At 68.7% G+C, this 12,846-nt stretch carries 13 protein-coding genes; 5 read left to right on the top strand and 8 right to left on the bottom strand.

The genetic code is table 11. The features are described 5' to 3' along the window. The first annotated feature begins 4 nt into the window (after nt 1–4). Nucleotides 5–802: a TatD family hydrolase gene (locus tag Q0907_RS11290; RefSeq protein WP_299344664.1), complete on the top strand. Its 798-nt coding sequence runs from the start codon at nt 5–7 to the stop codon at nt 800–802. Between the two features lie 11 nt (nt 803–813). Here Q0907_RS11290 and Q0907_RS11295 read toward each other — a convergent pair whose 3' ends face one another. The 5 genes from Q0907_RS11295 to Q0907_RS11315 form a co-directional block, all read right to left on the bottom strand. Then, on the bottom strand, nt 814–1,329 hold the full coding sequence (locus Q0907_RS11295; protein WP_299344667.1) for a hypothetical protein: 516 nt from the start codon (nt 1,327–1,329) through the stop codon (nt 814–816). Between the two features lie 93 nt (nt 1,330–1,422). After that, nucleotides 1,423–2,325 carry an epimerase gene (locus Q0907_RS11300; RefSeq protein ID WP_299344669.1) on the bottom strand — a complete coding sequence of 301 codons (903 nt, stop codon included), beginning with the start codon at nt 2,323–2,325 and terminating at the stop codon, nt 1,423–1,425. Next, on the bottom strand, nt 2,322–3,251 hold the full coding sequence (panE, locus tag Q0907_RS11305; RefSeq protein WP_299344670.1) for a 2-dehydropantoate 2-reductase: 930 nt from the start codon (nt 3,249–3,251) through the stop codon (nt 2,322–2,324). Before panE ends, Q0907_RS11300 begins: the two co-directional genes overlap by 4 nt. Beyond that, nucleotides 3,251–4,021 carry an ABC transporter permease gene (locus Q0907_RS11310; protein ID WP_296278725.1) on the bottom strand — a complete coding sequence of 257 codons (771 nt, stop codon included), beginning with the start codon at nt 4,019–4,021 and terminating at the stop codon, nt 3,251–3,253. Before Q0907_RS11310 ends, panE begins: the two co-directional genes overlap by 1 nt. Then, complete coding sequence (locus tag Q0907_RS11315; RefSeq protein ID WP_299344673.1) at nt 4,018–4,986, bottom strand: ABC transporter ATP-binding protein; 969 nt, start codon at nt 4,984–4,986, stop codon at nt 4,018–4,020. The genes Q0907_RS11310 and Q0907_RS11315 overlap by 4 nt, the downstream gene beginning before the upstream one ends. Nucleotides 4,987–5,086: 100 nt before the next feature. On the opposite strand from Q0907_RS11315, the gene Q0907_RS11320 reads away from it, so the two are divergent. The 4 genes from Q0907_RS11320 to Q0907_RS11335 all read left to right on the top strand — a co-directional run bounded on the left by Q0907_RS11320 (nt 5,087) and on the right by Q0907_RS11335 (nt 9,423). Continuing rightward, nucleotides 5,087–5,839, top strand: coding sequence for a ferredoxin--NADP reductase (locus tag Q0907_RS11320; RefSeq protein WP_299344675.1), 753 nt, complete (start codon nt 5,087–5,089; stop codon nt 5,837–5,839). Nucleotides 5,840–5,946: 107 nt separating this feature from the next. Next, nucleotides 5,947–7,455, top strand: a complete 1,509-nt coding sequence (locus Q0907_RS11325; protein ID WP_299344677.1) for an alpha/beta fold hydrolase — start codon at nt 5,947–5,949, stop codon at nt 7,453–7,455. A gap of 43 nt (nt 7,456–7,498) precedes the next feature. Then, the gene (locus tag Q0907_RS11330; protein ID WP_299344680.1) at nt 7,499–8,245 is read left to right on the top strand and encodes an ATP-binding cassette domain-containing protein; all 747 of its coding nucleotides are present in this window, start codon (nt 7,499–7,501) and stop codon (nt 8,243–8,245) included. After that, on the top strand, nt 8,242–9,423 hold the full coding sequence (locus Q0907_RS11335) for an ABC transporter permease (RefSeq protein WP_296278720.1): 1,182 nt from the start codon (nt 8,242–8,244) through the stop codon (nt 9,421–9,423). Before Q0907_RS11330 ends, Q0907_RS11335 begins: the two co-directional genes overlap by 4 nt. 58 nt (nt 9,424–9,481) lie before the next feature. On the opposite strand, the gene Q0907_RS11340 is transcribed toward Q0907_RS11335, so the two are convergent. The 3 genes from Q0907_RS11340 to mnmE form a co-directional block, all read right to left on the bottom strand. Then, nucleotides 9,482–10,033 carry a porin family protein gene (locus Q0907_RS11340; protein ID WP_299344683.1) on the bottom strand — a complete coding sequence of 184 codons (552 nt, stop codon included), beginning with the start codon at nt 10,031–10,033 and terminating at the stop codon, nt 9,482–9,484. Between the two features lie 166 nt (nt 10,034–10,199). Next, complete coding sequence (locus tag Q0907_RS11345) at nt 10,200–11,195, bottom strand: energy transducer TonB (protein ID WP_299344686.1); 996 nt, start codon at nt 11,193–11,195, stop codon at nt 10,200–10,202. Between the two features lie 231 nt (nt 11,196–11,426). Then, nucleotides 11,427–12,767, bottom strand: a complete 1,341-nt coding sequence (mnmE, locus tag Q0907_RS11350; RefSeq protein ID WP_299344689.1) for a tRNA uridine-5-carboxymethylaminomethyl(34) synthesis GTPase MnmE — start codon at nt 12,765–12,767, stop codon at nt 11,427–11,429. Nucleotides 12,768–12,846: the final 79 nt, after the last annotated feature.

Here is a 12,846-nt window from a genome sequence, read left to right on the forward strand (position 1 = left end):
CGCCATGGATCTCATCGACATCGGCGCCAACCTCACCCACGAAAGCTTCGACCACGACCGCAACGCGGTGCTCCAGCGCGCGCGCGAAGCCGGGGTGGTGCAGCAGGTGGTCACCGGCGCCAGCCGCGAGCATTCGCCGACGGCCCTGCGCCTGGCGCAGGCGCATCCGGGCGAGCTATTCGCCACGGCAGGCGTGCATCCGCACCACGCCACCGAGTACACCGACGAATGCGACGCCGAGATGCGCGCGCTGCATGCGCATGCCGAGGTCGTCGCGGTGGGCGAATGCGGGCTGGACTATTTCCGCGATTTCTCGCCGCGGCCGGCGCAGCGCAAGGCGTTCGAGCGGCAGCTGCAGATCGCGGTGGACACCCGCAAGCCGCTGTTCCTGCACCAGCGCGACGCGCATGACGACTTCGTGGCGATGATGAAGAACTTCGACGGCCAGCTCGGCCCGGCCGTCGTGCACTGCTTCACCGGCACGAAGAAGGAACTGTTCGACTGCCTGGACCAGGACTGGTACATCGGCATCACTGGTTGGCTGTGCGACGAACGCCGCGGCCTGCACCTGCGCGAGCTGGTGAAGAACATCCCGGCGAACCGGCTGATGATCGAGACCGACGCGCCCTACCTGCTGCCGCGCACGGTGAAGCCGCAGCCCTCGCATCGCCGCAACGAGCCGATGTACCTGGCCCACATCGTGGCCGAGCTGGCGCGCGACCGCGGCGAGGACATCGAGGTCACCGCCGCCGCCACGACGGCGACGGCGCGCGCGTTCTTCCGGCTGCCGGAAGGTGCCTGAGCAGGACCGCGTCAACCGACCTTGGTGTCCTCAGACTTGGCCTGCTGCATGGCCTCGGGTTCGAGCTCTTCGGCACTGCGGTTGAGGCGGACGAACACGCCCCACGCCACCAGCAGCAGCGCCGCCGAGCCGCCTATCGCGAAGACGTAAGGCAACTGCCGGGGATCTTCGTGCATCAGTTCGAACGCGGCGACCAGCGTCTCGATGGACAGTGCGATGACGATGACGACGAGGAAGCGCGACAGGTAACGCCGCACGCGCGTGGGACCACTGACTTTCACGTCGCGCTGCACTTCTTCTTCGAACACCGTCTGCGCCAGCTCCAGCGCGACCAGCCCGATGGTCAGCATGCCGATGCTCTCGAGGATGTTGTCGAAACGGCCGCGCAGGCCGGCGTCGCTGCCCGCGATGACCACGCCATGCCACAACTCGCTCGCGGCCAGGACGACGAGCGCGATGGCGGCGGCGAAGAACAGGGCGATGATGGCCAGGTGGCCGGCGAGGAACAGCTTGTGCAGGTGCTTCATGGCGGCGCCCCGGAGCGGTGGCGAAGCATGGAGGCAGACAGCGTCAGGGCGGCGTGAAGCCGGGAGCAGACGCTCTCCCCTCGCGTGGCAGGTTCAACCCGCGCAGGAGCGTCCTTCTCCGGCCCCCCACAGCGATGCGAGTCCCTGCCGGTAGTCGGCGTGGCGCGGCCGCCAGTGCAGCGCTTCCCGGGTCTGCTGCGCGTCGATGCGCTTGCTCGCCCCGTAGAAGCGACGCAATGCCGGTGATGCGCGTTCGGCGTCGTAGGGTTCGGCCGGCGGCAACGGCAGGCCGCTGAGCGCGGCGGCGTGGGCCAGCACCTCCTGCGGCGGTGCCGGCAGCTCGTCGGCGATCAGGTAGGTCGCGTCCGGCGTGCGCGTATGCCATAGCGAAGCGGTGATCGCGTCGCAGGCGTCATCGACATGGATGCGGTTGAACACCAGGCCGGGCTTCACCCAGTGGCGTGCCGTGCCGTCGGCCAGTTGGCGCAGCGCGTTCCGGCCGGGCCCGTAGATGCCCGCGAGCCGGAACACGCCGCAGGGGATGCCGCGTCGCCGCGCGAGTTCACGCCATTGCCGTTCCGCTGTCAGCCGCATGCGCGCGGTGGCATCGGTGCCGTCGGCGACGGATGCCGCGTCGACGATGCCGCCCTGCCGGTCCGCATACACGCCGGTCGAGGAGAGATAGCCCGACCAGCGCAGCCGATCGTTCGAGGCCAGCGCATCGGCGAGCAACGGCAGCGCGGGATCGCCGTCCGCACCGGCAGGCATCGAGCCGAGGATGGCGTCGGCCTGCGCCAGCGCATCCAGCAGGCGGGGATCGACCGGCAGCCGGCCATCGAAACGGCGGCGCGTCGGGTCTTCGGGGTCGGGCGTGCGTGTCGTTCCCACGCAGTGCACGCCGTGCGCCCGCAGGCGCTGCGCGAAACGCGTACCGGTGTAACCCATGCCGAACACGACCAGCCGCCGCAACCAGGGCGGCGGCGCGTCCGGGCTCATGCGTCGCGTTGCTGTTCGTAGGCCTGCAGCGCGACCCACGCCGTCTGCAATCGCGGCACGTCGACACCGTCGGACAGTGCACGACGCACCATGTCGCCGACGATATGAGAAGCCTCGATGCGCTGGCCCGCTTCCAGGTCGCGCAGCATGGACGCCTTCAGCGGCGAATCGAGGGCCGTCAGCGTTTCGCGCGCCGATGCCTGGGCAGACGGCGGCACCGGCCGGCCCGACGCCGCGGCGACCGCCAGGCATTCCTCGTGCAATGCCGTCATGAAGTCCACGCCACCTTCGCCCGCCATGATCGTGCCGATCGGCGCGCGCATCAGGCAGGTGCCGGCGGCGAGCGCGGTCAGGAAGCTGTACTTCACCCACTGCGCCTGCGCGATGTCCGGCGTGTAAAGGTGATCGATGGCCGCCTGCGCGCAGGCGGCCGCGAGCGCCTTCAGACGGTCCTCCGATGCCTGCCCGTCGCGTTCACCGAAGGTCATCGATGCCGGTTTGCCGAGGTGCAGGATGTCGCCGTCGGGGCCCAGCGTGGCGCTGATGAAGCACAGCCCACCGAGCACGTTATCGAAGCCGAAGCGCGCGTCGAGCGCTTCATAGTGGCGCAGCCCGTTGAGCAGTGGCACCACACGCGCCCCCGCGTCGACCGCAGGAGCGATGGCGTCCATCGCACTGTCAAGGTCGTAGGCCTTGCAGCTCAGCAGGATCAGGTCGAACGGCGCGGCATCACGGAGTTCGTCCGCCGTGATGACCTGGGCGGGAACATCCGCATCGCCCAGCGGGCTGCGGATGCGCAGGCCACGTTCGCGCATCAGCGCCGCGCGCGCGGGACGCACCAGGAAGCTGACGTCGATGCCGGCCTGCGCCAGCCGGCCGCCGAAATAGCCGCCGGTGCCGCCGGCGCCAAGTACGAGCAGGCGCATCAGCTGCGCAGCCCCACGCCCTTCTTCAGCAGCCACAGCCCCAGCGCGCCCAGGCCGACCACGAACGCCAGCATCAGCGCGTAGGCGATCCACAGCGGCACGTCGCTGGTGCCGAGCAGGCCGTAGCGGAACGCGTTGACCATGTAGAAGATCGGGTTCGCGTGGGTCAGCGCTTCCGCCCACGGCGGCAGCAGCGTCACCGAATAGAACACGCCGCCCAGGTAGGTCAGCGGGGTGAGGATGAAGGTCGGCACGATGGCGATGTCGTCGAACTTCTTCGCATAGGCCGCATTGACGAAACCGGCCAGCGAGAAGATCGTCGCGCCCAGCAGCACCGTGGTGATGGTCACCAGCGGATGCGGGATGCGCACCTTGGTGAAGAACATCGCGATCACCAGCACGATGGCGCCGACCAGCAGGCCGCGCAGCACCGCGCCGGCCACGTAGCCGAGCAGGATCACCCAGTTCGGCATCGGGCTGACCAGCAGCTCCTCGACGTGTCGGCCGAACTTGGCGCCGAAGAACGAGGAGGAGATGTTGCCGTAGCTGTTCTGGATGATGCTCATCATCACCAGGCCCGGCACGATGAACTCCATGTAGGTATAGCCGCCCATGTCGCCGATCTGGCGGCCGATCAGGCCGCCGAAGATCAGGAAGTACAGCGTCATGGTGATGGCCGGCGGCACCAGGGTCTGGCCCCAGATGCGCAGGATGCGGGCGACTTCGCGGCGGACGATGGTGCCCAGCGCGACCATGTTCGGGGAACTCATGCCGCCTTCTCCTTGGTGCCATCGCCATTGCCGGTCATGCGCACGAACAGTTCCTCGAGGCGGTTGCTCTTGGTGCGCATCGAGCGCACGCGGATGCCGGCGTCGTTGAGCGCGGCGAACACGCGGTTGAGGTCCATCGCACGCGGCATGTCGAGGTCCAGCGTGTGGCCGTCGGTGGCCGTCAGCGTGGTGCCCTCGATCACCGGCAGCTGGGCCGGCAGGTCGCCGTCGATGTCGAACAGGAATCCTTCCACGTCCAGCTTGGCGAGCAGCGTGCGCATCGGGCCCTGCTCCACGATCACGCCGCGGTCGATGATGGCCAGGTTGCGGCAGAGGCTCTCGGCTTCTTCCAGGTAGTGCGTGGTGAGGATGATGGTGGTGCCGGCGGCGTTGATGTCCTTCAGCGTCTTCCACATGCCGCGGCGGATCTCGATGTCCACGCCGGCGGTGGGCTCGTCGAGGATGAGGAGCTTCGGCCGGGTCATCATGGCGCGCGCGATCATCAGCCGGCGCTTCATGCCGCCGGACAGCGTGCGGCTCATCACGCTGGCCTTCTCCCACAGCTGCGCCCGCTTGAGTTCCTCTTCCGCACGCACCAGCGCTTCGGCGCGCGGGATGCCGTAGAACCCGGCGTAGTTCACGCAGATGTCGAGCGGCTTCTCGAACATGTTGAAGTTGATTTCCTGCGGCACCAGTCCGAGCAGGCGCATCGCGCCGTCGCGGTCCCGGTCGATGTCGACGCCGAACACGCCGACCTGGCCGCTGCTCTTGTTGACCAGCGAGCTGACGATGCCGATCAGGGTGGACTTGCCGGCGCCGTTCGGCCCGAGCAGGGCGAAGAAATCGCCGGGTTCGACCTGCAGCGAGACGCCCTTGAGGGCCTGCACGCGGGTGTCGTAGACCTTGCGCAGGTCGGTGATGGCCAGCGCGGGAACCGCCGCCGGAGCCGTTGTCGTGGACGCCATGGGATACCTTGTGGCGCCGCGACGGCGCCCGGGGGGATGCGAGCGCTTATTATAGGCGTCCCGCCGGGGCCGACCCGGGCCACACAGTGTTCCAGCCGCCTTGGCGATCGTGCATTTCCCTTTGAAGCTCGTCGGACGCCGCATGCTGGCGCCCAGCGTCGGCCACTACAGTTTCGTCCGCGACGACGGGCAGCCATTGGATTTCATCCCCGGCCAGTTCATCCAGGTGCATTTCGCCTATGCCGATGGCACCGCGACCAAGCGCAGCTATTCGCTGGCAACGATCCACGACCATGCGATGGGCCCGGGCGACGCGGTGGAGATCGCAGTGAGTTACGTGCCGGGCGGTGCGGCCACTGCCTTGTTCGAGGGCCTGCCTGAAGGCGGACACGTGGAAGCCAGCGGCCCGTTCGGCCGCTTCTGCCTGATGCCGGGCGACCGCAACGCGCGCTACCTGCTGATCGCCACGGGCACCGGCGTCACGCCGTACCGCTCGATGCTGCCGCAGCTGGAAGCCCTGATGGCCGAGCGCGGCGTCGAGGTCGTGCTGCTGCAGGGTGCGCGGACGCCGGCCGAGTTGCTGTACGGCGACGAGTTCCGCGCCTTCGCCGATGCGCATCCCGGCTTCCGCTTCGTGCCCTGCTTCTCCCGCGAGCTGCCCGACGACCCCCATCCCGATGTACGCCAGGGCTACGTGCAGCAGTTCCTGCCCGAGTTCGCTCCCGATGCGGCGCGCGATATCGCCTATCTGTGCGGCAACCCCAACATGGTGGACGCCTGCTTCGAGGCGTTGAAGGAACACGGCCTGCCGGTTCCCCAGATCCGGCGCGAGAAGTACGTCAGCAGCAAGTAGCCCGTCGCGATGCCGGGCTTCCCGGCACGCCGTCCCGTTTCTTTGGTCACATCCGGCCTGCCACGTCGTCATGGCATGCTGGAACCAGCCTACAACGGGACAGATACATGGAATTCCAGTTTCGTCGAACACTCGCGCCAGCCCTGGGCGCCCTGATACTCGCCGGCTGCAACGGCGCGGCCCGGGGCCCCGACCAGCAGGCCGTCCGCCACTACGGCGCGCTGGCCTTCACGCCCTGCACGCTCACCGCGCCCTACCTCACCACGACGGTGGAAGCGCAATGCACGACGTACGAGGTGGCCGAGGATCCGGCCAGGCCAGAGGGCCGCAAGGTCGCGTTGAACATCGCGTGGCTGCCGGCCACCAACGAGGGCGCGGCGACCGAAGACCCGGTGTTCTTCCTCGCCGGCGGTCCGGGGCAGTCGGCCGTGCAGGTCTGGCCGGCGATCGACGCGGCCTTCCGCGAGGTGCGCAAGTCCCGCCACATCGTGCTGGTCGACCAGCGCGGTACCGGCAAGTCGAATCCGCTGTCCTGCAAGGATGACGAAGGCCGCAACGCCTACGGCGATCCGGAGGACATGAGCGAGGCATCGGCGGCCGCGTTCGCCCGTGCCTGTGCGGCGTCGCTGAAGGCCGACCCGCGCTTCTACACCACCACGGATGCGGTGCGCGACCTGGACAGCGTGCGCAAGGCGCTGGGTGCCACGAAGATCAACCTGGTCGGCGGTTCGTACGGTACGCGCGTGGCGCAGCAGTACGCCATGCGTCACCCCGACAGCACGCGCAGCGTGGTGATCGACGGCGTGGTACCGAACGAACTGGTGCTGGGCAGCGAGCACGCCCGCAACCTGGACGCGGCGCTGGCGCTGCAGTTCCAGCGCTGCCAGGCGACGCCGACGTGCAAGGAGCGCTTCGGCGACGACCTGCGCGGGCAGCTGCGCGCACTGATGACGCGCCTGGCCGCCGCGCCGGTGAGCACCGAGTACCGCGACCCCTCCACCGGCGAGCTCGTCACCGGTGAGGTCACCGCGGGCGCCGTCGCCGGCATCACCCGCATGTACTCGTACTACCCGCAGGGCGCTGCCCTGCTGCCGCTGGTGTTGAACGAGGCGCAGCAGGGCCGCTACGGCTCGCTGATGTCGCTGTCGAAGCTGCTGGAGACCCAGGTGGGCGACCAGTTCATGCACGGCATGCAGCTGTCCGTGATCTGCGCCGAAGACGCGGACCTGCTGAAGTCCGATCCGGCGGATGCGGACACGGTCCTCGGCAGCCTGCTCGGCGACACCCTGAAGACGCAGTGCACGGCGTGGCCCACGGGCAAGCGGCCGGCGGACTTCCACACCGCCTGGAACTCCGACATCCCCACGCTCATCGCGTCGGGCGAGCTGGATCCGGTCACCCCGCCGCGCTACGGCGAGCAGGTGCTGCGCACGCTGTCGAACGGCCGCCACCTGGTGCTGAAGGGCCAGGGCCACGGCACGTTCGCGGTCGGCTGCATGCCCAAGTTGCTGGGCCGCTTCCTGGAGACCGCCGATGCCAAGGATCTGGACGCGACCTGCCTGGACAGCCTCGATTACGTACCGCCCTTCACCAGCTTCAATGGCTGGGAACCGTGAGCCGCGCCACCGCGCGCCACTTCATTTCAATGGACATGACCGAATGATCATCGCCAACGACCTGCACAAGTCCTTCAAGACCAAGACCGGCACGGTCACCGCCGTGGACGGCGTCAGCTTCACCGCCCACGACGGCCAGATCACCGGCCTGCTCGGCCCCAACGGCGCCGGCAAGACCACCACCATGCGCATGCTGTACACGCTGATGACGCCCGATCGCGGCGAAGTCAAGGTCGACGGCATCGACACCGCGCAGGACCCCGTCGCCGTGCGCCGCGCACTGGGCGTGCTGCCCGACGCGCGCGGCGTGTACAAGCGCCTGACCGCACGCGAGAACATCGCCTACTTCGGCGAACTGCACGGACTCTCGTCGAAGCAGATCGCCGAACGCACCAAGGCATTGTCGGATGCGCTGGACATGGGCGACATCCTCGATCGCCAGACCGAAGGCTTCAGCCAGGGCCAGCGCACCAAGACCGCGATCGCGCGGGCGCTGGTCCACGACCCGCGCAACGTCATCCTCGACGAGCCCACCAACGGCCTGGACGTGATGACAACGCGCGCGATGCGCAGCTTCCTGCACCAGCTGCGCGACGAAGGCCGCTGCGTGATCTTCTCCAGCCACATCATGCAGGAGGTCGCGGCGCTGTGCGACCGCATCGTCATCATCGCCAAGGGCACGGTGGTGGCCGCCGGCACCGCCGACGAACTGCGCGCGCAGGCGGGCGAGGACAACCTGGAGGATGCTTTCGTCAAGGTGATCGGTTCGGAGGAGGGCCTGCTGGCATGAACATGTTCCGCACTGTATTCACCGTGATGCGCAAGGAATTGCGCGACCTGTCGCGCGACCGTCGCACGCTGGCGCTGGCCTTGTTCCTCGGACCGCTGCTCTATCCGGCGCTGATGCTCGGCATGGGCTACCTGACCGAGAACCGCATCCGCACGCAGGTCGACAAGACGCTGGAGATTCCGATGGTCGGCGCCGAGCATGCGCCGAATCTGGTGAAGTTCCTCGCCACCAACGGCATCACCCCCGCCAAGGCGCCGGACAACCTGGATGCCGCGATCCGGTCGCAGGAGATCGACGTCGCGCTGCGGATCAGTCCCGCTTACGCGGAGGACTGGCGGAACGGGCGTCCGGCTCTGGTGGAGATCATCCGCGACAGCACGCGACGCGACGCCGATATCCCGACGCAGCGCGTCAACGCCGCCCTGTCGGCTTACGCGCAGCAGGTCGGCGCGCTGCGCCTGCTGGCACGCGGCGTCGATGCGTCGGTGGCGCGGCCCGTGAACATCGGCATGCAGGACCTGGCGACGCCCGAAGCCAAGCAGGGAATGCTGCTCTCGGTGCTGCTGCCTTATCTGCTGATCCTCACCTCGTTCATCGGTGGCGCGTACCTGATCCTGGACGCGACGGCCGGCGAGCGCGAACGGCAATCGCTGGAACCCCTGCTGGCGACACCCGCGCCCCGCAGCGCGGTGGTCAGCGGCAAGATCGCCGCCGCGTGCGTGATCGGCCTGACCACCCTGCTGCTGACGCTGTTGGCGTTCAAGTTCAGTGCGCAGTTCGCGGGCACGCTGGGCCGTCAGTTGAACGTGTCGTTCCTGTCGATGGGCAAGATGCTGCTGATCCTGCTGCCCATGCTCTTCATCGGCACCTCGCTGCTCACGTACCTGGCCGCGTCGGCCAAAAGCATGAAGGAAGCCCAGAGCCACATGACGTGGTTGATGCTGCTGCCGATGATCCCGACGTTCGCGCTGATGGCGAACCCGCTGAAGAGCCAGCTGTGGCAGTTCGCCGTGCCGTTCCTGGCGCAGAACCAGCTGCTGCTGAAGGTCATCCGCAACGAATACATCAGCGCGCAGACCTGGCTGGTCTATGTGGCGGCGGCATTCGGCGTGGCCGCGCTGCTGTGGTACGCGGCGGTGCGCCGTTACCACCAGGAGAAGCTCGCCGTCGCGGGATGACGGCGGCGCTCCCTGCCGGATAAGAAAACGGCCACCGTGCGGTGGCCGTTTTTTTGACTCAGAACCGGTATTCGTAGCCCAGCGTCAGCGTCTGGGCGGTGACGTCGGCGTTGAACAGGTCGCCCTTGTTGTAGTCGTAGTTCAGGCTGAGGCCGTTGTTGTGGTCGAAGTCGTAACCCACGCCCACGCCCACGTACGGCTTGGTGGAGCGTTCGCGCAACGACACGCCATCGGCGCTCAGCTTCGAATTGACGCTCTGCGCGCCCGCACGCCCGGCGATGAAGAAGCCGGTGTTGTCGGCACCGAACGCCTTCTTGCCCACCACGCCCAGGCCGACCGCATCCATGTCGTAGGAAATACCCTGGATGGAACGGTCGCCGAGGATCGAATAGAACCCTTCGACGGCGAAGTGCGGGGTGACGTAGTGGCCTACGCGCAGGCTGTAGGCGGTGTCGGTATCGTCGGCCGTCAGGCCGTCGACCTCGATCTCCAGGTCGCTGTGGCCGATCTCGGCACGGCCGTACCACTGGCCTGCCTGTGTGGCGGCGGCGGTGGTGGAGAGGGTCAGGCACGCCAGCGCAACCGCGCCGGCAACAGTGAATCGCTTCATGGAATCCTTCCGTGTTGTTGTGATGTTCGCCCGTCACGCGGGCGGCGGCACAGTAATCGTCGTCCGTGTTGGCGTCCAGTGCCGCAGGTCTTGTGTCAGTCGATGTGCGGCGCAAACGAAAACGCCGGCACGAGGCCGGCGTTCCGCATGCGGCTGGGGCGTGCGATCAACCCGGGCTGAAGCCGATCGTGCGACGCGTGGTGACCGGGGCATCGAGCGGCTCGAAGCGCCAGCGGCGCACGGCATTCAGCGCTTCGCGGTCGAACACGCGTGCCGGCGTGGCGCGCACGACGCGGGCATTGGTGACCGATCCGTCCACGCCGACGGTGATCTCGACCAGCACCTCGCCCTGCGTGCCCGACCGCAGCGCTTCCGGAGGATAGCGCGGCGCCGGCGTGCTGACCGCGCGGAGGGTCTGCGCCGGAGCGGCGGCGGGTACGGCCGCACGCGTGGCGGCGGCCTGGCGTTCGGCAGCTTCACGCTGCGCGGCGGCCTGGCGTTCGGTTTCCTGCCGTGCGGCTTCGGCCCGCGCGGCTTCCTGCTGCTGGGCCAGCTGCTGGGCGGCGGCGGCTTCGCTGGCGCGCTGCTGTTCGGCCTGCTGCGCCAACCGCTGCTGCTCGCGCAGGCGTGCGTCCTCGTCGGCCTTCGTCTTGGTGGCTTCGTCGGTGACCGCGCGCTGCGCGACCGCCTGCTGCGCCGCTGCGATGCTCTGCTGCAGGCGTGGGAGGGCCGGCGCCTTCGGGTCGGCCTTCTCGATGATCGCCGACAGGCGCTGGGCCTCGGTGAACTCTTCGCGCGCGATGCTCTGCTCGGCGGCGATCAGCGTGTACGGCATCAGGTCGGTCAGCGCACTCGTCACGCCCGGATCGTTCGGCAGCTTGTCGCGCAACGCCAGGTAGTACTCCATGGCGTTGTCGCCGCCGGGCGCATAGATGCGGTTCTCGCGCAGCGCCTTGGTGGCGGCGTCGCGCAGTGCGTCGGCGTCCATCGCCTGGACCTGCGCGGACACCGCCGGCGGCGGCGGCGTCGCGGGGACGGCCGCCGCACCCAGCGTGGCGGCGGGCTTGGCCGCTTCGTCCTGCTTGGAACACGCCGCCAGGGCGGCAATGAGCATCAGCGGCGCGACATAGCGCAGGCGGCCGGTGGTCTGGATCAAGGACATCGTTTCAATTCCCCCAAGTACGTTCTTATGGTGTCGGCACGTCCGGTGCGCCCTCGGGAGGCGCGGGACCGGGTGTCGCGAATCAGCACGGGCCCGCCATCCACCCGACCTTCCGGCCGGGAACAGCGCGATGCCTTCCGGGTACCCCTACCCGGACGCCAGAGTACGTCGGCACCTCGGGCACGACACTTGATGTTCGTCACACTTTTGGTGGACTAGGCGGCTTGAGCGTCATTTCCCGATGCAGAACGTCGAGAAGACATGGCCCAGCATGTCATCCGCGCTGAGGCGACCGGTGATCTCGCCCAGCGCATCGTGGGCCAGTCGCAGTTCCTCGGCGGCCAGTTCAAGGTGCTCGTGTGCCAGATGCTCCGCCGCCAGCGCCGCGTGGGCCGCGGCGCGCCGCAGGGCATCGACGTGGCGAGCACGCGCGGAAAATTCGCCGTCGCCCCCCTCGCTGGCCGGCCCGGCGGCAAGCGCGCGGAGGCGGTCATGCAGACGGTCGAGATTCGTGCCCCGCGCGGCGGACACGTACACATGATCGCCGTCTTCCGCGGGCACGTCGGCGAGCAGGTCGGCCTTGTTGTGGATCCACAGCACCGTGCCCACGTCCTGGAGGCTGTCGGCGATCGCCGCCCGACCGGCGTCGGGATCGCGCGCATCGACAACTGCCAGCGCCACGTCGGCGCGGCCGAGTTCCAGCCGGGCCCGGCGCATGCCTTCGCGCTCGATCGCATCGCCACCCTCGCGCAGGCCGGCAGTGTCCACCAGATGGAGTTCCAGCCCATCCAGGCGGACGGTTTCGCGCAGGGTATCGCGGGTGGTGCCGGCAACGTCGGTGACGATGGCGCGGTCGCTGCCGGCCAGCGCATTCAAGAGCGAACTCTTGCCCGCGTTCGGTGGACCGACGATCACCGCATGCACGCCATCGCGCAGCTTGCGCCCGCGTTCGGCGTCGACGAGCAAGGCCTCCAGCCGCCGTCGCGCATCCAGCAGGCGCTCGCGTACCTGCTCGCCGCCCAGCGTCTCGATGGATTCGTCGGCGAAGTCGATTGCTGCTTCGACATGCACGCGCAGCGCCAGCAGCGACTGGCCGATGCCGTCGACGCGGTCGGAGAACACGCCCTCGAGCGAGCGCCGGGCGGCGCGGGCCGCGCGCGCGTCGGCGGCGGCGATGAGGTCGGCGATCGCTTCCGCCTGGGCGAGGTCGAACTTGTGGTTGAGGAACGCGCGTTCGGAAAACTCGCCGGGCCGCGCCAGCCGGGCGCCGAGCGCGCAGGCCCGGGCAACGAGCTGCTGCAGTACGACCGGGCTGCCGTGCGCCTGCAGTTCCACGACATCCTCGCCGGTGAAGCTCGCCGGACCGGGGAACGACAGCGCGATGCCGTCGTCCAGCGTGCCGCCATCGGCATCACGGAAGTGGACGTGGCAGGCGCGGCGCGGCGACAGCGCGCGTGCGCAGATCGTCGCCGCGATCGCCTGCGCCGCCGGCCCCGACAGCCGGACGATGCCGACGCCGCCCGCTCCCGGCGGCGTGGCGATCGCGACGATGGTGTCCTGCGCTGGCGTCATGGTGAGGGTTCGTGGAAGCGCTTCAAGGGTAGCGGAAACACGAAGCCCGCCGGAGGGCGGGCTTCGTGGCACGGCGGGC

Source organism: uncultured Pseudoxanthomonas sp. (assembly GCF_947498795.1).
Lineage (GTDB): Bacteria > Pseudomonadota > Gammaproteobacteria > Xanthomonadales > Xanthomonadaceae > Pseudoxanthomonas_A.